Raw genomic sequence first — 21645 nt, forward strand, 5'->3', positions numbered from 1 at the left:
GGCACGCGCGCGCGTGGGGCCCCGGTGACCGGAGCGTCACCGGGGCCCCGGCATGTCCGTATTGGGCAGGAGGCGCCCTGTCTGCCCTGTGGCGTGCGCTACAAAAACCCGGATCCGTTTGGGCGCGGAACACGGCCCCGTCTAGCGTCGGTCCGGCTGTTCGTCGGGCAGTGCGCCGCAGCCGCGGCACCGGACAGTCATCGCCGAGTCCCCGTACGGCGCGAGCCAGGGGAGCCGGGGACCCACTCAGTCCCTGGGGTGAATCGGGCACCGTGCGCCGCGCACGGCACCCGTAGGAGACCTTCCTGTTCCGAACCCGTCAGCTAACCCGGTAGGCGAGAGGGAAGGAAAGGACCAGCCACCACATGGCGTTCACGCGCGCCACCGGGAAGCACCGCCGTCCCGGCCGAGTGCAGCGCACCACCGCCCGCGCGGCGGGTGTCGCTGCCCTCACCACCACCGGCGTCATCGGCACCCTCGCCGCCTCCCCGGCCCTCGCCGCAGAGACCCCCGCCCCCGCGGACACCGGCCTCACCCCGGTCATCAGCCTCGGCGACACCGTCGCCGAGCGGGTCGACGCGCAGGCCGCCGCCCAGTGGGAGGCCGCCCAGCAGAAGCAGGCCGAGCAGGCCGCGCGCAAGCTGGCCGCCGAGCGCGCCGAGCAGGCGCGCGAGGCCAAGGAGCGGGCCGACCGCGAGGCCGAGCGCAAGCGCCTCAACACCTTCGTGCCGCCCATCGCCGGCTCCTACGTCTCCACCGGCTACAAGACCGGCGGCTCGCTGTGGTCCTCCGGCTCGCACACCGGCATCGACTTCCACGCCGCGACCGGCACCCCCGTCCACGCGGTCGGCGTCGGCACGGTGGTGGAGACCGGCTGGGGCGGGGCGTACGGCAACCAGGTCGTCATCAGGATGGCCGACGGCATGTACACCCAGTACGGCCATCTGTCGTCCATCGGGGTCACGGTGGGCCAGCAGGTCGTCGCGGGCCAGCAGATCGCGGTGTCGGGCTCCACGGGCAACGTCACCGGTCCGCATCTGCACTTCGAGGCGCGCACCGGCGCGGAGTACGGCTCGGACGTCGACCCGATCGCCTACCTCCGCACGCACGGCGTGCAGGTCTGAATTCCGGCTCCGGGCACGCTCCGTATTCTTCTCCGCCGCACTGCATCCCGGCTGTCCAAAAAATATCCCTGGATTCCGTCACGCCGTCGGAAATTCCCGCGCATTGTTCTAGAGTCGTCGGAATGCGCGTCCGCGGCGTGTCCGCCACGGGCGCGCCACGGCCATGGGCACGGCCACGGTCACGGGACGGGATACGGAGGTCGGACATGCGTGTTCCGGCGCACTCGGTGTGCACGGCGATCCGGGACGACATCGTCGCCGGGGTGCACGAGCGCGGCAGCCGGCTCACCGAGGAGGTCCTGGCCCGCCGCTACGGCGTCTCGCGCGTCCCGGTGCGCGAGGCCCTGCGCACCCTGGAGGCCGAGGGCTTCGTGGTGACCCGGCGGCACGCGGGCGCGTGCGTCGCCGAGCCGACCGAGCAGGAGGGCGCCGACCTGCTGGAGATGCGTCTGCTGCTGGAGCCGCTGGGCGCCGAGCGGGCCGCCCAGCGGCGCACCGAGGGCCATCTGAAGGTGCTGCGCGGCCTGGTCAGGCTCGGTCAGGAGCGGGCCGCGGGCGGGGGCGGCGAGGAGCTGTGGTCCCTGGCCGCCTGGTTCCACGAGACCCTGGCCCAGTCCTGCGGCAGCCCCGCGCTGACCGCCGCCCTGGCCCAGCTGCGGCACAAGATCACCTGGATGTACGGGGCGCCGGACCCCGCCGACCCGGCCGAGACCTGGGCCGGACACGGGGCGATCGTCGACGCGGTGGCACGCGGCGACGCCGCCCGCGCCCGCGCCCTGACCGCCCTGCACACCGAGCGGATGACCGCCGCGCAGCGGGCGAGCGCCCGGAAACATCCCGTCAACACATCGAGCACACGGAATTAACACGCGTGCCGTAGAAAAGAACCGACAGGAATCGGCAGGGACCGGCAGGGGCCGGGAAGGAATGTTCCGCCGATATCCGCGCCCTATTTCCGTTTCCCGCGCGGGGAATTCACGCGGACACACGAAAACCGCGCCGCCCCGCAGGGGGAGACGCGGTTCCCGGACGCGCTGTGTGTTCCCTCCGGCCGCTCAGACGGTCTCGGGAAGCTCTTCCAGGCCCTCGGCGACCAGCTTGGCCAGCCGCTCCAGGGCGGCCTCCGCGCCCTCGGCGTCGGAGGCGAGGACGACCTCCTCGCCACCCTGCGCGCCCAGGCCGAGCACGGCCAGCATGGAGGCCGCGTTGACGGGGTTGCCGTCGGCCTTGGCGATCGTCACGGGGACCCCTGCGGCCGTGGCGGCCCGGACGAAGATGGAAGCGGGGCGGGCGTGGAGACCCTCGGCCCAGCCGACGTTGACGCGGCGCTCAGCCATGTGATGCTGCCCTTCAGGTGTAGCAGGTTGTCTAGACCAGTTTCCCATACGTGCGGCACCGTGTGGGTACGCCACACACCGCCTCGCGCCGCCGCCCGGGGCGAGCCGTACGCTGGGCCCCATGCAGACCTCGTCGGACCGGCATGCGTACCCCGCCCACTGGGAGGCCGACGTGGTGCTGCGCGACGGGGGCACGGCACGGATCCGGCCCATCACCGCCGAGGACGCCGACCGGCTGGTCAGCTTCTACGAGCAGGTGTCGGACGAGTCCAAGTACTACCGCTTCTTCGCGCCCTACCCGCGCCTGTCCGCCAAGGACGTCCACCGCTTCACGCACCATGACTTCGTGGACCGGGTGGGGCTCGCGGCCACCGTCGGCGGCGAGTTCATCGCCACCGTACGCTACGACCGCATCGGCCCCGCCGGAGCGCCCGGCCCGGCGCCCGCCGACGAGGCCGAGGTCGCCTTCCTGGTGCAGGACGCCCACCAGGGCCGCGGGGTCGCCTCCGCCCTGCTGGAGCACATCGCGGCCGTCGCCCGCGAGCGCGGCATCCGCCGCTTCTCCGCCGAGGTGCTGCCCGCGAACACCAAGATGATCAAGGTGTTCACCGACGCCGGGTACACCCAGAAGCGCAGCTTCGAGGACGGTGTCGTCCGACTGGAGTTCGACATCGAGCCGACGGACCGCTCGCTGGCCGTGCAGCGCGCGCGGGAGCAGCGCGCGGAGGGGCGCTCGGTGCGGCGGCTGCTGCTGCCCGGCTCGGTCGCCGTGATCGGCGTCGGCCGCGGCCCCGGGAGCGTGGGCCGCGGCATCCTCGGCCATCTGCGCGAGGCCGGGTTCACCGGCCCGCTGTACGCCGTCAACCGCGCCTTCGAGCGGGAGCGCGCGGAGATCGACGGGGTGCCCGCCCACCGCTCGGTGCGGGACATCGCCCGGCCGGTCGACCTCGCCGTGGTCGCCGTCCCGGCCGAGCGGGTCCCCGAGGCGGTCGCCGAGTGCGGCGAGCACGGGGTGCAGGGGCTCGTCGTGATCTCCGCCGGGTACGCGGAGAGCGGGCCCGAGGGGCGCGAGCGGCAGCGGGCCCTCGTCCGGCAGGCACGCGCGTACGGTATGCGGATCATCGGCCCGAACGCCTTCGGGATCATCAACACCGCGCCCGGCGTCCGGCTCAACGCCTCGCTCGCCCCCGAGATGCCCAGGCCCGGCCGGATCGGCATGTTCACCCAGTCCGGCGCCATCGGCATCGCCCTGCTCTCCCGGCTGCACCGGCGCGGCGGCGGGGTCACCGGCGTGACCGGCGTCTCCACCTTCGTCTCGGCGGGCAACCGCGCGGACGTCTCGGGCAACGACGTCCTCCAGTACTGGTACGACGACCCCGGCACCGATGTGGCGCTGATGTACCTGGAGTCCATCGGCAACCCGCGCAAGTTCACCCGGCTGGCCCGGCGCACGGCGGCGGTGAAGCCGCTGGTGGTGGTGCAGGCCGCGGGCGCCCCGCAGGGCCACGCCGTGCGCGCGACCCGGCTGCCGCACGCGACGGTGTCCGCGCTGCTGCGCCAGGCCGGGGTGATCCGGGTGGACACCATCACCGAACTGGTCGACACCGGGCTGCTGCTGGCCCGGCAGCCGCTGCCCGCCGGGCCGCGGGTGGCGATCCTCGGCAACTCCGAGTCGCTGGGCGTGCTCACCTACGACCGCTGCCTGGCCGAGGGGCTGCGGCCGCAGCCGCCGCACGACCTGACGACGGCCGCCTCGGCGGAGGACTTCCGCGCCGCGCTGGCGCGGGCGCTGGCCGACGAGAGCAGCGACGCGGTCGTCGTCACCGCGATCCCGGCCGTGGGGGAGGGCGCCGCGCAGGACGCCGCCCTCGCCGGGGCGCTGCGCTCGGCCGCCCTGGCGAACCCGGCCAAGCCGGTCCTCGTCGTCCACGTCGAGCTGGGCGGCCTCGCCGAGGCCCTGTCGGCGGCGGCCAGCACGGGCCCCCAGCCCGGCGGCTCCCTTCCGCAGCCTCCGCTCCCGGGTGCCTCCGCGGTCACCGGCACCCCCGGCGTCCCGCCGGACGCGGAAGCCACCGCGGCCACAAACACCCCACCGGGCCCAAAGACACCCCCCGCCCCGGAGACACCGCCTGCCCCGGAGACCCCCGAAGACCCGGAGACACCCGCCCCCCGCCTCATCCCCGCCTACCCCGCCGCCGAGCGGGCCGTGCGGGCGCTCGCCGAGGCGATGCGCTACGGGCAGTGGCGGCGCGAGGCGGCCGAACCGGGCAGGGTGCCGGAGTACGAGGACATCGACGAGAAGGGCGCCGCCGCGCTCATCACCGGCCTCCTGGACCGCGGGGAGGGCCTCACGCCCGGCGCCGAGGACACCTGCGCGCTGCTCGCCCGCTACGGCATCCCCGTCCGCCGGGCCGTCCCCGCGCCCACCGCCGACGCCGCCGCCGAGGCCGCCCGCACCCTCGGCTACCCGGTCGCCCTGAAGGCCACCGCCCCGCACCTGCGCCACCGCGCCGACCTGGGCGGCGTCCGCCTCGACCTCGCCGACGAGGAGCAACTGCGCCGCTCCTACGCCGAGTTGACCGAGCTGTTCGGCAGCCCGCAGGAGGTGCGGCCGGTGGTGCAGACCATGGCGCCCCGGGGCGTCGACACCGTCGTGCGGTCGGTCATCGACCCGGCGGCCGGTGCGGTGCTCTCCTTCGGCCTCGCCGGAGCCCCCTCCCAGCTCCTCGACGACATGGCGCACCGCCTGGTCCCGGTCACCGGCCGGGAGGCCACGTCCATGATCCGCTCCATCCGCACCGCCCCCCTGCTGTTCGGCTGGCGCGGCTCGGCGCCGGTCGACACCCCCGCCCTGGAGGAGCTGCTGCTGCGCGTCTCCCGGCTCGTCGACGACCACCCCGAGGTCGCCGCCGTCACCCTGGAGCCGGTCGTCGTCGCCCCGCACGGGGTGAGCGTCCTCGGCGCGAGCGTGCGCCTGGCCCCGCCGCCCGTCCGCGACGACCTCGGCCCGCGCACCCTCCCGGCGTACTGACCCTCCGGCGTACTGACGGCCCGCCGACGGCCCGCCCACCGGTTCGCCCGGACGTTCCCCGCGACGAACCGGTGCCTGGCAGTCAGTGCCTCCCCGTAGGATGGACGGCATGGCCAAGACCAGTACGACGACCCAGGGGCTGCGGGCGGCGATCGAACGCAGCGGCTACTACCCGGCTCTCGTGGCCGAGGCGGTGGAGGCCGCCGTGGGCGGCGAGCCCATCCGGTCGTACCTGGTCCACCAGGAGACCACCTTCGACCAGAACGAGGTGCGGCGGCACGTCACCGTGCTCGTCCTCACCGGCAACCGCTTCATCGTCAGCCACACCGACGAGCAGGCGGCCGACAGCACCTCCCCGACGCCGTACGCCACGACGTCCACCGAATCGGTGAAGCTCGGCCGGATCTCGTCGGTCGTGGTGAGCCGGGTCGTCGCCAACCCGGAGCAGTACACGCCGGGCACGCTGCCCCGCGAGGTCGTCCTCACCATCGGCTGGGGCGCCGTCTCCCGCATCGACCTGGAGCCCGCCGCCTGCGGCGACCCGAACTGCGAGGCGGACCACGGCTACACGGGGAACTCCACCGCCGACGACCTCAGCCTGCGCGTCAGCGAGGCAGGGGACGGCCCGGAGACCGTGCGCCAGACGCTCGCCTTCGCCCAGGCGGTCTCCGAGGCCACCGCGGACGTCACCCGCTGATGCCGGCCCAGCCCACCGCCTGGGACCACCCCGAGCCCCTCGCCGTCGCCTCCGCGCCCGTCCCCGCCTACGGCACGGGTTCGCTCGCCGACCTGCTGCCCACCCTGGCCGCCGGGATGGACGTCCCCGGGACGACGGCCGCGATCCCCGAGCTGACCCCCGCCGACCGCGCCTGCGTCTTCCTGATCGACGGCCTCGGCTGGGAGCAGCTGCGCGCACACCCCGACGAGGCGCCCTTCCTGACCTCCCTGCTGGGCAGCTCGCGCGGCGGCACCGGCCGTCCGCTCACCGCCGGCTATCCGGCCACCACCGCGACCTCCCTCGCCTCCGTGGGCACCGGCCTGCCCCCGGGCGCGCACGGACTGCCCGGCTACACGGTCCGCGACCCGGCCACCGGCGCGCTGATGAACCAGCTCCGCTGGCAGCCCTACACCGACCCGCGCGCCTGGCAGCCGTACCCCACCGTCTTCGAGCTGGCCCACCGCGCCGGGGTGCACGCCGCGCAGGTCTCCTCCCCGGCCTTCCAGAACACCCCGCTCACCAAGGTCGCGCTCAGCGGCGGCACCTTCCTGGGCCGGCTGACCGGCGAGGAGCGCATGGACGTGGCGGCCGGGCAGCTCGCCGCGGCCGACCGCGCCCTGGTCTACACGTACTACTCCGAACTCGACGGCGCCGGCCACCGCTTCGGCGTGGACTCCGACGCCTGGCGCGGCCAGCTGATGCACGTCGACCGGCTCGCCCAGCGGCTGGCCGAGCAGCTTCCGCCGCGCAGCGCGCTCTACGTCACCGCCGACCACGGCATGGTCGACATCGTCTTCGACGAGGAGCACCGCATCGACTTCGACGCCGACTGGGAGCTGCGCGCCGGTGTCGCCCTGCTCGGCGGCGAGGGCCGCGCCCGGCACGTGTACGCGGTGCCCGGCGCCGCCGGTGACGTGCTGACCTGCTGGCGCGAGGTGCTGGGGGAGCAGTTCTGGGTGGCCTCGCGGGACGAGGCGATCGACGCCGGCTGGTTCGGGCCCCGGATCGACGACCGGGTGTACGGGCGGCTCGGCGACGTGATCGCGGCCGCCCGGGACGACGTCCTGCTCATCGCCTCGGAGCGGGAGCCCAAGGAGTCCCTGATGGTCGGCAACCACGGCTCCATGACCCCGGCCGAGCAGTTCGTCCCGCTGCTCGAAGCCCGCCCCTGACCCTCGCCGCCCGTACCCGTCCCCTTCCCCGACCCGCGACCTCGCCGAAAGGTGCCCGCCCCCTCATGCCCGAGCTGGTGTTCTTCTCCGGAACGATGGACTGCGGGAAGTCGACACTGGCTCTCCAGATCGAGAACAACCGCTCGGCGCGCGGACTCGCCGGTCTGATCTTCACCCGCGACGACCGGGCGGGCGAGGGCAAGCTGTCCTCCCGCCTCGGCCTGGTCACCGACGCCGTGGAGGTGGAGGACGGTGTCGACCTCTACTCCTACCTGGTCGACCACCTCTCCCAGGGTGGCCGGGCCGACTATGTGATCGCCGACGAGGCGCAGTTCCTCGCGCCCGAGCAGATCGACCAGCTCGCCCGCGTCGTGGACGACCTGGAGATCGACGTCTACGCCTTCGGCATCACCACCGACTTCCGCTCCAAGCTGTTCCCCGGCTCCCAGCGCCTGGTCGAACTCGCCGACCGCGTGGAGGTCCTCCAGGTCGAGGCCCTGTGCTGGTGCGGCGCCCGCGCCACGCACAACGCCCGCACGGTCGGCGGTGTCATGGTCGTGGAGGGCGCCCAGGTGGTCGTGGGCGACGTCGACCAGTCCCCGGACGAGATCGGCTACGAGGTGCTGTGCCGCCGCCACCACCGCCGCCGCATGACCGCGGCCTCGGCCCGCGCGGCGGCCCTGTCCCCGGACGTCCTCCCGGTCACCCCGGCCTGACCCCGCCGACAGGGCGGCCCCATCCGTACGAGCGTCAGCCCCGCCCCTCCGACGAGGCGACAGCCCCGACGAACCCGCCCCAGGCCGCACGCGAGACGGTGAGCATGGGCCCGGCGGCGGCCTTCGAGTCACGGACGTGCACGGCTGCCGGGGCGGCCGCGACCTCGACGCACTGACCGCCTTCGGTCCCGCTGTGGCTGCTCTTGGTCCAGGTGAGCCCGACGAAGTCCGTCCAAGCCTTGCGCGAGACCGTGAGCATGGGGCCAGCGGTAACCTTCGAGTCGCGGACGTGCATGACTGCCGTGGCGGGTGCGACCTCTACGCACTGAGCGCCTTCGGTGTCGCTGTAGCTGCTCTTGAACCAGGTGAGTTCGGACTCGACGGTGTTCATAGCTCTCCCAGCAACTTCTCGATGAATTGCGAGGACTCTCGCGGACTGAGAGCCTGTGATCGGATGATCCCATAGCGTGCGGCAGCGAGAACCGTCTGCTGGGGGTCGGCTTCGAGTGTGCTGATCGCGTGAGCCTCGGAGTAGACGAACTTCTTGCCGTCCTTCCGAGCGACGACGGTGAACGGCCCGTTCACACCCGCGTTGTCCTCGCAGTTGAGTGGCAGAACCTGGATCTCGACGTTCCGCTTCTGCCCGATCAGAAGGAGGTGCTCCAACTGTCCGCGCAACACGCTCTTGCCGCCGTAGCGTTGCCGCAGCACCGCCTCGGTCATCACGAACCCCACTAGTGGCGCGGGTTGTCGGTCGAAGATGCGCTGCCGGGCCAACCGCGCAGTCACACGCTGATCGATTGTTTCCTGTGCCAGGGGCGGGCGCCTCATGCCAATCAGCGCCCGCATGTACTCCTCGGTCTGGAGCAGACCGTTGACGATGAGCGCGTCGTACATGAGCAGTTCGATGCACTCCTTCTCCAGTTTGGCCATGCCCCGGAACCGGACCGGATACTGAGCCCGCTCCACCTGCTCCTGCCACAGGCAGAGCAACCCGCCCGCCCCCAGCACCTCGTCCGCCCGCTCGATCGTCTGCGGAGTCGGAATCCTCCGGCCCTGCTCGAACGACGCGATCGTGGACGCCGAGTACCCGAGCCGCCGCCCGAACTCCTCGCGCTCCAGCCCCTCGCGCAGCCGCAGCATCTTCATGGTCTGCCCGAACGCGACCACGACACCCCGGCCGGTGTCGTTCTCGCGCTCCCCGGAGCCCACCTCGGGCTCCGCGTCCGCATCCTTGTGTTCCGCGTGTTCCGCCATGTGCATCACCGCCTCCTCGGCCCAACGCCCCCGCGAGGAACGCCGTCACGGCGCACAGCGCCGACTCGTGCGTACAACGCGCGTACAGCGGGTTCCTGTCGCTGCGTCACCACTGGTCACGCTACGCGAGCAACGGGACCTTGGACGGCGTGACGACGAAACCCATCGAACCCACCAGCACCGGCCACGACCCCGCCCGCCCCGCGCCGCCGCCGGACCACACCTTCGAGATGCGGTTCACCTCCACGCCCCGAGGGGCCCGCCTCGCCCGCCGCCTCGCGGCCGTCCGCCTGCACGCGTGGGACATCCCGTACGGCACCGACGCGCACGACGCGATCGTGCTGATCGTCGCGGAGCTGGCCGCGAACGCCGGTGCGCCATGAGGCGCTCTGTTGTATCCCCGGTTCAACCGGGAGGAACTGAAGGGAGGTTTCTGGGTCTGATGGCTTACTTGGAACCGAAAGGTGAAGGGGACAGCAGCATGCCAGGAAATCAGTGCTCGTGTTCACGTGTGGAAGCGAGGCACTGAGGGACCCGCGCGATATGGCGAAAGCTGTACTGCCTGAACTCCAATCTCCAAAGGATGAAATGGACTGCATCCGCCGGAAAGCCACACGTGACACCGGCGCCGCACCCTGCGGTGGAGTAACTGCGTATCCATCGCACCCTTCGGGTCGCGGAATGATTCCCAGTGAGGGAATTCAAGGGGATGAGTGGGGCGCCTAACTCGCGCTAGACACGTACAACAGAGACGAACATGGGATCACCTAAAAGGCGCGAGCCTCAAGGTGACGGAGGCCCCGTAGTAGTCGTAGGAGTAACGACCTGCCAAGGAGGACGGGAAAGCCGTCCACAGGGCGAAGGGGGCCAGGTGATTCGGACATCACGATGCTGGGAGGTATGCGTAATGCAGAACGCCGAAACGGTGCTTGATGTCCTGCGTGAACGCGGCAGGCGAAGCCTGCCGTGTGATGAACTGTATCGACAGTTGTTCAATCCAAGCCTGTATCTACTGGCCTACGGGCGCATCTACGCCAACCACGGCGCGATGACACCCGGAGTCTGCGGGGAAACCGCTGACGGCATGTCCGAAGCCAAGATCGGACACATCATCGAAGCCATGCGTCATGAGCGCTATCGCTTCCGCCCGGTGCGGCGCGTCCACATTCCGAAATCCAACGGAAAGACGCGCCCGCTCGGCCTGCCGTCCTGGTCGGACAAACTCGTCGGTGAAGTGATACGCCTTCTTCTGGAAACGTATTACGAGCCGCGTTTCTCCAGCCGCTCTCACGGTTTCCGCCCCGGCCGGGGCTGTCACACGGCACTGTCCGAAGTGACATACAACTGGACCGGGACAACCTGGTTCATCGAAGGAGACATCTCCGACTGCTTCGGCTCGCTGGATCATGAGATTCTGCTGGCCATTCTATCGGAGAAGATCCACGATAACCGGTTCCTCCGCCTCATCCGACAGATGCTGAAGGCGGGATACCTGGAGGACTGGAGATGGCACGCCACCCTGTCGGGCTCCCCGCAAGGCGGTGTGCTCTCCCCACTCCTGTCCAACATCTACATGGACCGGTTGGACACATTCGTCGAGACAGTTCTCATCCCGGAATTCACCCGAGGAGCAGCTCGCCGCAAGAATCCGGCCTATAAGGAGCTGGAGAACGCAATCGGCACTGCCCGGAAGCGACTCGCCTACAGGAAGGAGAATACCGAGTCCGCTCAAGTCCGCCAATGGCGAAAGGAGTTGCGCCACCATCCGGTCGGTGATCCGCATGATCCCGGCTACCGGCGGCTACGCTACATCCGCTACGCGGACGATCATCTCCTCGGGTTCATCGGACCCAAGGCCGAAGCCGAGACGATCAAACAGCGCCTGGCCGCATTCCTCCGCGACGACCTCAAGCTGGAACTCAACCAGGGCAAAACGCTGATCACCCATGGCCGCACCCAAGCGGCCCGCTTCCTCGGCTACGAGATCACCGTCCAGCACGCAGATGAAAAGGTCTCCAGGGGCGGCCGCATCAATCGCGGTCTCCGCTCCATCAACGGGAAGATCCAACTCCGCGTACCCAAAGGTGTGATCAAGGCCAAATGCGCCCCGTTCCTCCACCGTGGCAAACCCACACACCTGCTCCCGCTGACGAGTTGCACACCCTTCGACATCATCGGCATTTACGGAGCGCAGTACCGGGGCATCGTTCAGTACTACCTGCTGGCCGGCGATGTCTGGAAACTCGACCGGCTCAAGGGGGTCATGCTGACCTCCATGCTCAAGACCCTGGCCGCCAGGCATCGGTCACGGGTGACCGCGATGGCCAACAAGTACAAAACAACCATCCGGACACCCGTCGGACCACGCAGATGTTTTGAGGCCAGGATCAAACGTGAGGGCAGGAAACCGCTGATCGCACGGTTCGGTGGTATTCCCCTGATCCGGCAGCGGAAAGCCGTCATTGACGACCTTCCGCCTACTCAATTCACTCCCCGCAGCCGCCCGCGCGGAAGCCAGCTCATCGACCGGCTCCGCAAAGGACGGTGCGAACTCTGCAACAAGCGAACAGCCGTGCAAGTCCACCAAGTTCGCCACCTTGCAGAGCTCCAGGCGCGGAAAGAGCAGCCTCCGTGGATGCAGCTAATGGTCAAGAAGCGACGCAGAACCCTGGTGGTCTGTCCGCCCTGCCATGAAAACATCCACGCATAACCGGGCCCAGGATCACGCAGTAATCGCTGGAGAGCCCGCTGCACCGAAAGGTGCACGGCGGGTTCGGGCCGGGGGCCACAGAAAAGGAGCTGCCGCGGCAGCCACCTCGCCTGTGGCCTACCGGTACTACGGCACGGCCATGTGCCCGGCCGGGACTTCCGGCTCGCTCTGCACGCCGCCGCGGGCGCCCGTACCGTCCGCGTCGAGGTCACCGACACCCGGGCCGAACGCCTCCCGCGCCGCCCCGGCCCGCCGCAGGGCGCCGCCGGCGCCGAGGAGTCCGGCCGCGGGCTGCTCCTCGTGGCGCACCTGGCCACCCGCTGGGGCTGGCAGCCGCGCCCGGACGGACCGGGCAAGACCGTCTGGGCCGAGTACGCGGGACCCGGCCCCGCCGCCAACTGAACGGCGGCCAGGCGGATATGGCTATGATCTCCCCGGCAAGGCTGTAGCGCAGTGGTCGTCGCGCCCACGCATCAAGCTGGAGGACGTCGGTTCGAATCCGACCAGCCTTGCCACCCTTGTCGTGGAGGAAGTCGATGGGCGTCGGTCCGGCCCCGGACGGCCGGGAGCGGTGCCGCCCCCGGCGAGGCGGGCACCGGCGACGGACCGGTGGAGTGGTGATGACGCAGCCGACACCCGTGCGCTGCCCGGCGATCGAGCACCCGGACATCCCGATCAGCGATCCCGCCGCGCTGGACCCGCTGCTGGCCCGGCTGGACTCGGCACGCCCGGTGGCGGACGACGAGACGTTCCCGCTCGGCACCGTACGCGCGGACGGCCGGATCGACCTGTGCAAGCAGGGACTCGGCGCGGCGGGCGCCGCCCGCCTGCTGCCCGTGGCCGCCGCCTCGCCGCACGCCCGGCACCTCCTGCTCGGCACCAACGCCATCGGGGACGAGGGCGCGACCGCGGTGGCACGGGCCGTCGGCTCCGGACCGCACGGGCTGCACACCCTCTACCTCGGCTGCAACCGCATCGGCCCGGACGGCGTCACCGCGCTCGCCGGAGCGCTGGCGGCCGACACGACCGTCCGCGCCCTGTGGCTCAAACGCAACCCGGTCGGCGACGACGGCGCCCGCGCGCTCGCCGCGCTGCTGCGCCGCAACACCGCCCTGCGCACCCTGGACCTGGTCAACACCGGCCTCACCACCGCCGGACTGCGCGCCCTGCTGGACGCCCTCACCGACCGCCCGCAGCCGGTCGAACGCCTCTTCCTCGGCGGCAACGGCCTGACCGCCGACGCCGCCGGACCGCTGGCCGCGCTCGTGCGCGAGGCGGGCGTACGCGAGCTGTACCTGCCCGCCAACCACCTCGGTGACGAGGGCGCCGCCGTCCTCGCCGCGGCCGCCGACCCCGCCCGCCCCCTGCGGCTCGGCCTGGGCGGCAACGGCATCGGACCCGCCGGGGCGCGCGCCCTCGCGGACGCCCTGACCGGCATCGAGACGCTCGACCTGGGCCGCCCGCCCTCCGAACGGAGCCTGGGCGCCCCCGCCAACGCCACCGGCGACGAAGGCGCCCACGCCCTGGCCGCCGCCCTGCCGGGCAGCCCGCTGCGCCGCCTCGAACTGCGCCACACCGGACTCACCGGACGCGGCGCCAAGTCCCTGCTCGCCGCCGTACCGGACGACTCGCCGCTGGAGTACGTCGGTCTGGGCCCCGGACTGCCCCGCAAGGTCAAGCGGTCCTTCACCCGCCGTCTGCGGCCCGGCACCGGCACCCACCCCGACCTGCGCGCGATAGGGAGCGTCTACCGGTGAGCCCGTGCCCCGCACCGCCCTGCTTCTCCACCGAGGAGGCGGCGGCCCGGCGGCGGATCCGCCGCCACGCGGTGACCCGCACGACCATCGAACAGGCCACCGGGCGCCGCCTGGCCGGTGACTGGCGCGGCGCGTGCGCGGCGGCCCGCGTCGACCTCGCCCTCGACCTCGCGGAGATCGCCTCCCACTGCGGCCGGGACGTCGCCGACGCCCTGACGGACGACCTGCGCCACCTCGTCCCCGACCTGCTGCACTGGCACCTGCCCCGGCTGCTCGGCGGCTGGACCACCCTGGACACCGGCCGGACCGTGGTCCTCGCCCGCTACCGCCCGGTGGACCGGGCCGAACGCCCCGGCACGACCCCGTACCTGTACGTCACCACCCCCGCGATGCGGGAGGGCCCGCAGCGGGTCGCCCTGCGGTTCCGGACGGTCGAGGACGAGCGGGCCCCCGGTGTCTTCGGACCCCGGACCGAGGACTGGCGGCACGCCCGGCACCTGTGGGACGCCCGGCACACCGCCGCACTGCGCGAACGCTGCGGCGGCGCCCACGACCGCCTCCCGTTCCTCCGCCCCGACGGCACCTCGCGCGCCGTGGACGAACTGCCCACCGCCGACCCCGGCCCCGGCGACCCGGCGGCCCGCGCCGAATGGATCACCGTGCTGCACCAGCGCGGTGAATGCCACGCGGCCCTCGCGGCGGCCGGTGTCGACGCCGACCTGACCCCGCCACCGCAGGGCTTCCGCTGGTACCGGTCCGACCCCGAGGCGTTCCTCGGCCGGTTCGCCCTCGACCACACCCGGCTGGAACGCGAGGTCCGCGGGTCGGCCGAGGCGGGCGCCGGACACCGCTTCCTCCTCGGCAGCGACTCCCGCACCCACCTCCTGCTGGAGACGCCCCCGTCCGGCGGGACCGGGCTCAGGGCCCGGCTCGTCGACCGGACCAAGGCCCAGGGCGTGCCGCTCCTGGCCGAGGCGCGCTGGCGCCGCCTGCCCGACCTCGACCTGCTGCGCGACGGCGGGATCACCACGGAGCACCTGCACCCGCTGGTCCGCGACGCCCTGTTCCCCGCGCTGCGCGCCACCGGCGGCCCCGGCGGACCGCCCGGACCCGGCGCCCCCGCACCCGTCCGGGTCCGCTGCCGCGGCGCGTGGCACGAGGTCGGCTTCCGGCCGGGCGGCGGCCTGCTCCAGATGCCGCACAGCGACGAGGAGCAGCGGCGCGAGCAGGCCCTGCGCGCCTTCGGCGGCGCCGTCACCGGCTGCTTCGCCGTCCGGCAGACCTGGACATCGGGGGAGGGCCGGCTGCCCAAGGCCCTGCGCGCCCAGCGGCGGGAACTGTTCCTGCGCGCCCAGCACGGCGACACCCACGGGGTGCTCGCCCTGCTGGACCTGGGCATGGACCCGGGGGTGCGGGACGCCTCCGGACGCACCCTGCTGCACGTCCTGCACCTGCTGGACCACGAGACGCTGCTGCCCCGGCTGCTCGCGCACGGGCTCGACCTGGAGGCCCGCGACCGGCGCGAGCGCACCCCGCTGTTCACCGCGGTCAACGACGGCGGCTCCCGTGCCCTGGTGGAGGCGCTCGTCGCCGCCGGTGCCCGGCTCGACGTCGTCGACGAGTCCGCGTTCTCCCTGGCCCAGATCATCCGCCGCTACCGGCGGACCGACCTGGCCCACCTGCGCGAGCGCGTCCACGCGGAGCATCCGGACCTCGGCGTCGCCTGGCTGGACCGGTGGCTGGACGAGAAGGAACGGGAGCGGCAGCCGTACGACACCGACGACACCGACGACGCCCACGACGGCGAGGACGGGACCCCGTGAGCACCACCCGCCCCACAGGCACCCTCCCCCCGGGCCCCCTGGCCGCCGCCGACCACCTGGTCGACCGGCTGCGCATCCGGCACACCGAGCCCGCCGCCAGCACCCAACTGGAAGCGCTGGCACTCGCGGTGACGGCCAATCAGCCCGTCCTGCTGTGGGGTGAGCCGGGCATCGGCAAGTCCGCGGGCCTCGAACAGCTCGCCGCCGGGCTCGGCCTGCCGCTGGAGACGGTCATCGCCAGCGTCCACGAGCCCTCCGACTTCGCCGGGCTGCCGATCGTCGGCGACGACCCGGCGGTCACCGGAGTGCCGATGGCCCCGCCCGACTGGGCGGTCCGGCTCACCCGCGCCGGACAGGGCCTCCTCTTCTTCGACGAACTCTCCTCGGCGCCCCCGGCCGTGCAGGCGGCGCTGCTGCGCGTCGTCCTCGAACGCCGGGTCGGCAGCCTCGCCCTGCCCGACGCGGTCCGGATCGTCGCCGCCGCCAACCCGCCCTCCAGCGCCGCCGACGGCTGGCACCTCAGCCCGCCGCTGGCCAACCGCTTCGTCCACCTGGACTGGACGCACGACCCGCGCACGGTCGCCCGCGGCATGGCTGGCACCTGGCCCGAGGCGGCCGTCCCCACGGTCGACGCGGGCAAGGTGCCCGGCGCCGTGGCACGGGCCCGCGGCGCCGTCTCCGGCTTCCTCACCGCCCGGCCGGGACTGGTCCACCACCTGCCCGCCGACGCCGAGAGCCGGGGCCGCTCCTGGCCGTCCCCGCGCACCTGGGAGATGGCGCTGCGGCTGCTCGCCACCGGCTACGCGACCGGCGCCGGGCGCGAGGCGGTGGCCGCCGCGCTCACCGGCGCGGTCGGCGACGGCGCGGGCATCGAACTGCTGTCGTACCTGGAGCACCTCGACCTGCCGGACCCCGAACGGGTCCTCGCCGACCCCGACGCGTTCGCCCTGCCCGAGCGCGGCGACCGCCAACTGGCCTTCCTCATCGCGGTGGTCGCCGCCGTCCGGAGCGACCTCACCCGGCCCCGCTGGGAGGCCGGCTGGACGGTGCTGGGCAAGGCCGTGGAGGCGGGCGTACCGGACGTGGCCGCCCGCGCCGCCACCGACCTCGCGGCGATGCGCCACCCGGACTGGCCGGTGCCGCCCGGCATCGACGGCTTCCTCGACCTGCTCCAGCTCTCCGGGGCCCTGCCCGGCAGCCCATGAGGGCACGGCGATGACGGACGCCCGCCGGGAACTGGACACCACCAAGCTGCTCGCCGCCCGCTACCGCGCGGCGAGCGACCGCCCGTATCTCGCCTCCGCTCTGTACGCCCTGACGGTCGTCCCCTCCCACGAGGTGCCGACCATGGGCGTGGACCGGCACTGGCGCTGCTACGTGTCGCCCGCCTTCGTCGAGTCGACCCCGGTCGCGGAACTCGCGGGCGTATGGGTGCACGAGGCCGCGCACCTGCTGCGCGACCACCACGGCCGCGCCGAGCGGCTGCCCGCCGCCGACCAGCGCGACGCGCACCGGGTGAACATCGCCCAGGACTGCGAGATCAACGACGACCTCCTCGCCGACGGTCTGCGGCTGCCCGCCGGACGCGTCGAGCCCCGCCTCTTCGGCCTGCCGGACGGGCAGTTGTTCGAGGCGTATCTGCCGGGGCTGCCCGCCCACCGCCAGGCACACGACTGCGGACCGGGCGCCCATGGCCGTCCGGTGCCCTGGGAGATCACCGGCCCCGCCGGTCCCGCCCGTCTCGGGGAGACCGAGGCACAGGCGCTGCGCCGGCACACCGCCGAGGCGATGCGCGCCCACCAGCGCGGCCGCGGCACCCTGCCCGGAGGCTGGCGGCGCTGGGCCGAGGAGATCCTCGAACCCACGGTCGACTGGCGCCAGGCGCTGTCCGGCGCGGTCCGCGAGGCCGCCGCCTGGGCCGCAGGCGCCGTCGACTACACCTACCGCCGCCCCTCGCGCCGCACCCCGGCGCTGCGCGGGGTCGTGCTGCCGAGCCTGCGCCGCCCGCTGCCCCGGGTGGCCGTGGTCGTCGACACCTCCGGTTCGATGGGCGAGGCCGAACTCGCCGCCGCCCTGGGCGAGGTGACGGGCGTGCTGCGCGAGGTCGGCGTGCGCGGCAACCGCGTGACCGTCCTCGCCTGCGACGCCGACGTACAGGCCGTGTCCCGGGTGACGGCCACCGAACAGGTCGTCCTCGGCGGCGGAGGCGGTACCGACCTGCGCGTCGGCATCCACGCCGCCCTGACCGCCCCCGACCGGCCGGGCATCGTCATCGTCCTCACCGACGGCCTCACCCCCTGGCCCGAACAGCCCACCTCCTGCCGCCTGATAGCGGCCCTGATCGGCCCCGACGCCCCCCACCCCCCGCACTGGGCGGAAACGATACGCATCCCACCCACCTGACCCCACCATCCCAGACACGACCTGCCCACCACACGGATCCGCCGCCGCACGCCCACCACCTTGCCGATCCGCCGAGAGTGCGGCGTGTCGTCGGTGATGACCGGCGGCCGGCCGCCCGTGCTTGCTTTTGCGGGAGGCGGCATCGAGCCCTTCGGGGGTGGCCTCGCGATGTTCTCCCGCTCGGTCCCGGTCACCGCGGCGAAGAAGCCGGACAGCAGACGGCCCGGACCGGTGGGGTCGTAGATCCCGGCCGGCGGTCCGTCGAGCATCTCCAGGAGCCGGTTCGCTGCGTCCAGGAGCGGAAAGGGTGGGGCGGCTTGAGCGTTGCGGCGGGCCGGTTGTCGTGCCGAGAGGACTTCCAGAAGTAAGTACATGGACTTTCCAATGATTGGATTACCCATGTACTGTGCGGTGATGGATGATCGGCAGCTGACCGAAGAGCTTCACGACTACCTGTTCGCAATCCGCACCCAGGTGCATGCCGAGCTCAAGGAGCTGGCCCAGGAAGCGGGACTGACCGACACGCAGACCGATGCGCTGTGGAGGCTGAGTCGCGGGCGCGAGATGACCGCGCGCCGTCTGGCCGACCTCTTGCGGTGCGACGCATCAACCGCCACGTCGATGATCGACCGGCTGGAGAAGCGCGGCCTGGTCCGCCGCGTGCCCCACCCCACCGACCGCCGCGCGAAACTCATCCAGCTCACCCCCGAGGGATGCGCGCTGCGCGATCGCGTCATCCGGCACACCACCGAGTACTCACCCTTCGCCCGCCTCGACCACGAGAGCAGGCTGCGCCTGCACACGCTTCTCCGCGAAGTGATCGACGGCCCCCACCCGACAGCTCAGGCCGGCGGCGACGAGGAAACCGTGGACGTGGACAAGGAGCAGCGATGAGCAGCGGGACCGCGGTCATCACGGGCGGAGCCTCGGGCCTGGGCCTGGTGATGGCACGCCACCTGATCAAGGCCGGTCGGAGCGTCGTCCTCGTCGGCCGGGACGCGACGCGCACCCGGGCCGCCGCCGACAGCCTGCGCGGCCTGGCCCCAGCGGGCAGCGACACCGCACCGCCGCGGACCTACACCGCTGACCTGCGGCAGTGGTCGCAGGTACAGACACTGGCAGCGGAACTGGCCGCCGACAGAAACCCGGTGAACGTCCTCATCAACAATGCAGGAGCAGCGTTTCCCCGATACGAGCAGACACCGGACGGTGTGGAACGCACCTACGCGCTCAACCACCACGCCCCGTTCCTCCTCACCCACGCTCTCCTCGCCGAAGGAGTGCTTGCGCTCGAAGCGCGGATCATCAACATGTCCTCGTTCGTGGAAAGACGCGGCAAGCTCGACGCCACCGATCCGGACGTCGCGGGAACATCGTGGAGCAAGCGCTTCTACAACCAGCCCAAGGTCTACGCCACGAGCAAACTCGTCAGCCTCCTGGCCGCGCGAGAACTCGCACACCGCCTCCCCGACGGCATGAGCATCTACAACGCCAACCCTGGCATGGTCAAGGGCACCGCGATGAACAGCAACGCCGGCGGTCTGATGCGGCTGACCGCCCCGCTGTTCCGCCCGTTCGCCATCACCCCGGACGAAGGCGTGCAAACCCCGGTCTGGCTCGCCGGCGCCTCGCCCGCACCGCACCCCAGCGGCGGCTTCTTCAGCGAGTCCCAGCCGGACACTCCTTCACGCCTGGCCCTGAACGACGCTCTCGCCCGGACCGTCTACACCAAGACCGCAGCTCTCCTCGGAGTGGAGCCCCTCCCCAGGTAGGGCGGCGGCCCGGAACCGGTTGTCACGCCGGGATCGCGGCTTCCTCGTCCTGCGGAGTCCGCGGGCCGGGCACGCACCGTAGCCTGGATGGGCAGGTCCAGGCCCAGGCGGCTGTTCATGTCCGGCTCGAACCGGCCGTACGGATGCCCATGGGTCCAGAACAGCGGCGACAGCGCGCTGCGGTCCGCGCCGGTGAGCTTGCCCGCCCACTTCGCGTCGGTCGGCCAGGACCTCCTGCGTCAGTACCGTGTCGACGTGCACCGGCGCGGCCCGGAGCAGTACTCCAGGATGTCCAGCAGGTCGATGGCGCCCCGGCGCCGCTCGGCCCTTGACGTCCACCACCGCCGCTCGCCCCTGCTAGGGCACCACCCCCGCCCCATCCCGCCGCCGTACGGTCACCACCCGTCGCCCCGCCGAGACGCGGCCACCATCCCGTCGCCCGCCGAGGCGCGGCCACGAGTCCAGGTCTGCCGCCCGGCGCGCCCACCGGCCCGCGCCCGCCGCCCCCGGCACGAACTGCCCGCCCTGTGCCCCCGCCGCAGCGCGGCCACCACCCCGCCACCTCGGCCACCGGGCCACCCGCCACCCCGCTGAACCACGCACACGACCTTGATCCGCACCGGGACACGGCGCCCGAGCCCGATGCCCCGAGCCCGCCCCCCCCGAGCCCCATGCCCCGAGCCGGACCCCCTGAGCCGGACCCCGCGACGGCTGTCCCGCCCCCGCCACGGACACCAGGGCGGCGGCAGCACCGAGACCCCGGGCCCCGGGCCCCACGCGCGGGACCGGCCCCGGGCCTCACGCCCCGCGTGCGGAACCGGCCGCGGATCCGCCGCCCCCCGAGGCCGGGGCACGGCCGTCGGCGTCTCATCTCACCCGGCCGCGCGCCGCCCGTCCGTTCCCGTGCCGCCGCGCTGGAGCACCGCGAAGCGGGCGCCCTCCGGGTCCGTGACCGTGGCGGTGCGGCCGCGGGCGGTGTCATGGGCCGGGGCGACGACACGTCCGCCGAGCCCGGTCAGCCGCTCCACCGCAGCGTCCGTGTCGGCGACCTCGAAGTACGTCAGCCAGTGCGGACCCCCGTCGTGCCGCAGCGCGGGCCCCGCGCCGAGGATCCCGGCGACCGGCCGGCCGTCCAGGCACAGCGTCACCCGGTCGGCGGCCTTCTCGCCCGCTCCGGCACCCCCGGGCTCCGGGCGCCGCTCCTCGTAACCGAACAGCGAGGCGTAGAACTTGGCGACGTTCGCGGTCTCGAAGGCGCGCAGCTCGTTCCAGAGCGGCGCGCCGGGCCGGCCGTCGGCGGCGCCCCCGCGCTCCCCGGGCACCTGCCAGGCACCGAAGACCGCCCCGGAGGGGTCGGAGCCGAGCACCAGCCGGCCGACCTCGCCCGCGTCGAGCGGTCCCACCCCGACCGTGCCCCCGCACAGCCGTACCGTTTCGGCCGTCACATCCACGTCGTCCGAGGCGAGATACGGGGTCCAGGCGACCGGAAGATGGCGGTCGGGCGGCAGCAGGCCGATGCCCGCCACCTGCCGCCCGTCCAGCCGGGCCCGGACATAGGGGCCGAGCTGGGCGGGCCCCGGCTCGAACTCCCAGCCGAACAGCTCGCCGTAGAACGTCTGGGTCGCGGTCATGTCGTGCACCATCAGGCTCACCCAGCAGGGTGTCCCGGGCGTGTGCCGGGCGCTCGCCCGGCTGTCCCGGCCGGCCGGATACGGTGCCTGAGTCATCGTCACTCTCTTCTCGGCCCCTCGCGGTGGCCGCGTCGATTCCGCTCGCTCTCCGGACTCGGAACGATGACCGGAGGATGCCCCGTGTGCGGTGTCCT

Annotated in this window: 17 protein-coding genes, 3 pseudogenes and 1 riboswitch; of the genes and pseudogenes, 16 read left to right on the top strand and 4 right to left on the bottom strand. The window is 72.8% G+C overall.

What is annotated here, in order from left to right:
* The first annotated feature begins 191 nt into the window (after window positions 1-191).
* Window positions 192-353, top strand: a riboswitch (cyclic di-AMP (ydaO/yuaA leader).
* Between the two features lie 12 nt (window positions 354-365).
* Together R4Z62_RS25780 and R4Z62_RS25785 are read left to right on the top strand one after the other, a co-directional pair.
* The gene (locus R4Z62_RS25780; RefSeq protein ID WP_018564611.1) at window positions 366-1124 is read left to right on the top strand and encodes a M23 family metallopeptidase; all 759 of its coding nucleotides are present in this window, start codon (window positions 366-368) and stop codon (window positions 1122-1124) included.
* 206 nt (window positions 1125-1330) lie between these two features.
* On the top strand, window positions 1331-1990 hold the full coding sequence (locus tag R4Z62_RS25785) for a GntR family transcriptional regulator (RefSeq protein WP_491521008.1): 660 nt from the start codon (window positions 1331-1333) through the stop codon (window positions 1988-1990).
* 189 nt (window positions 1991-2179) lie between these two features.
* On the opposite strand, the gene R4Z62_RS25790 is transcribed toward R4Z62_RS25785, so the two are convergent.
* Window positions 2180-2461 carry an HPr family phosphocarrier protein gene (locus R4Z62_RS25790; RefSeq protein WP_018564609.1) on the bottom strand — a complete coding sequence of 94 codons (282 nt, stop codon included), beginning with the start codon at window positions 2459-2461 and terminating at the stop codon, window positions 2180-2182.
* 121 nt (window positions 2462-2582) lie between these two features.
* Here R4Z62_RS25790 and R4Z62_RS25795 point away from each other — a divergent pair, with 121 nt between their 5' ends.
* The 4 genes from R4Z62_RS25795 to R4Z62_RS25810 all read left to right on the top strand — a co-directional run bounded on the left by R4Z62_RS25795 (window position 2583) and on the right by R4Z62_RS25810 (window position 8098).
* On the top strand, window positions 2583-5492 hold the full coding sequence (locus R4Z62_RS25795) for a bifunctional acetate--CoA ligase family protein/GNAT family N-acetyltransferase (protein ID WP_491521009.1): 2910 nt from the start codon (window positions 2583-2585) through the stop codon (window positions 5490-5492).
* A 100-nt stretch (window positions 5493-5592) separates the two neighbouring features.
* Window positions 5593-6189, top strand: coding sequence for a DUF5998 family protein (locus R4Z62_RS25800; RefSeq protein ID WP_381740322.1), 597 nt, complete (start codon window positions 5593-5595; stop codon window positions 6187-6189).
* Window positions 6189-7382, top strand: a complete 1194-nt coding sequence (locus R4Z62_RS25805) for an alkaline phosphatase family protein (protein WP_491521010.1) — start codon at window positions 6189-6191, stop codon at window positions 7380-7382. Before R4Z62_RS25800 ends, R4Z62_RS25805 begins: the two co-directional genes overlap by 1 nt.
* 65 nt (window positions 7383-7447) lie before the next feature.
* Entirely contained in the window at window positions 7448-8098 is a 651-nt protein-coding gene (locus tag R4Z62_RS25810) for a thymidine kinase (RefSeq protein WP_491521011.1), read from the top strand.
* A 34-nt stretch (window positions 8099-8132) separates the two neighbouring features.
* Here R4Z62_RS25810 and R4Z62_RS25815 read toward each other — a convergent pair whose 3' ends face one another.
* A complete protein-coding gene (locus tag R4Z62_RS25815) occupies window positions 8133-8489 on the bottom strand; it encodes a DUF397 domain-containing protein (RefSeq protein ID WP_491521012.1) in 357 nt (118 codons plus the stop codon).
* On the bottom strand, window positions 8486-9361 hold the full coding sequence (locus R4Z62_RS25820; RefSeq protein WP_491521013.1) for a helix-turn-helix domain-containing protein: 876 nt from the start codon (window positions 9359-9361) through the stop codon (window positions 8486-8488). The genes R4Z62_RS25815 and R4Z62_RS25820 overlap by 4 nt, the downstream gene beginning before the upstream one ends.
* A 143-nt stretch (window positions 9362-9504) precedes the next feature.
* Between R4Z62_RS25820 and R4Z62_RS25825 the strand changes: the two are divergent.
* The 10 genes and pseudogenes from R4Z62_RS25825 to R4Z62_RS25870 form a co-directional block, all read left to right on the top strand.
* Window positions 9505-9726, top strand: a pseudogene (locus R4Z62_RS25825) (ATP-binding protein); the annotation flags it as partial.
* 536 nt (window positions 9727-10262) lie between these two features.
* Entirely contained in the window at window positions 10263-12065 is a 1803-nt protein-coding gene (locus R4Z62_RS25830) for a reverse transcriptase/maturase family protein (protein WP_491519784.1), read from the top strand.
* A 126-nt stretch (window positions 12066-12191) separates the two neighbouring features.
* Window positions 12192-12467: pseudogene (locus R4Z62_RS25835) on the top strand (ATP-binding protein); the annotation flags it as partial.
* A 37-nt stretch (window positions 12468-12504) separates the two neighbouring features.
* Window positions 12505-12580, top strand: a pseudogene (locus tag R4Z62_RS25840).
* 105 nt (window positions 12581-12685) lie between these two features.
* Entirely contained in the window at window positions 12686-13822 is a 1137-nt protein-coding gene (locus R4Z62_RS25845; protein WP_491521014.1) for a leucine-rich repeat domain-containing protein, read from the top strand.
* Complete coding sequence (locus tag R4Z62_RS25850; RefSeq protein WP_491521015.1) at window positions 13819-15645, top strand: ankyrin repeat domain-containing protein; 1827 nt, start codon at window positions 13819-13821, stop codon at window positions 15643-15645. The genes R4Z62_RS25845 and R4Z62_RS25850 overlap by 4 nt, the downstream gene beginning before the upstream one ends.
* Window positions 15642-16850 carry a sigma 54-interacting transcriptional regulator gene (locus R4Z62_RS25855; RefSeq protein WP_491521016.1) on the top strand — a complete coding sequence of 403 codons (1209 nt, stop codon included), beginning with the start codon at window positions 15642-15644 and terminating at the stop codon, window positions 16848-16850. Before R4Z62_RS25850 ends, R4Z62_RS25855 begins: the two co-directional genes overlap by 4 nt.
* A gap of 10 nt (window positions 16851-16860) precedes the next feature.
* A complete protein-coding gene (locus tag R4Z62_RS25860; RefSeq protein WP_491521017.1) occupies window positions 16861-18048 on the top strand; it encodes a vWA domain-containing protein in 1188 nt (395 codons plus the stop codon).
* A gap of 414 nt (window positions 18049-18462) precedes the next feature.
* Complete coding sequence (locus R4Z62_RS25865; protein ID WP_355480372.1) at window positions 18463-18942, top strand: MarR family winged helix-turn-helix transcriptional regulator; 480 nt, start codon at window positions 18463-18465, stop codon at window positions 18940-18942.
* The gene (locus R4Z62_RS25870; RefSeq protein ID WP_491521018.1) at window positions 18939-19820 is read left to right on the top strand and encodes an SDR family NAD(P)-dependent oxidoreductase; all 882 of its coding nucleotides are present in this window, start codon (window positions 18939-18941) and stop codon (window positions 19818-19820) included. The genes R4Z62_RS25865 and R4Z62_RS25870 overlap by 4 nt, the downstream gene beginning before the upstream one ends.
* An 872-nt stretch (window positions 19821-20692) precedes the next feature.
* On the opposite strand, the gene R4Z62_RS25875 is transcribed toward R4Z62_RS25870, so the two are convergent.
* Window positions 20693-21547 (bottom strand): VOC family protein, encoded by an 855-nt coding sequence (locus R4Z62_RS25875; protein ID WP_491521019.1) that lies wholly within the window; start codon window positions 21545-21547, stop codon window positions 20693-20695.
* Window positions 21548-21645: the final 98 nt, after the last annotated feature.

The sequence above is a fragment of the Streptomyces sp. PL-25 genome, assembly GCF_058344915.1.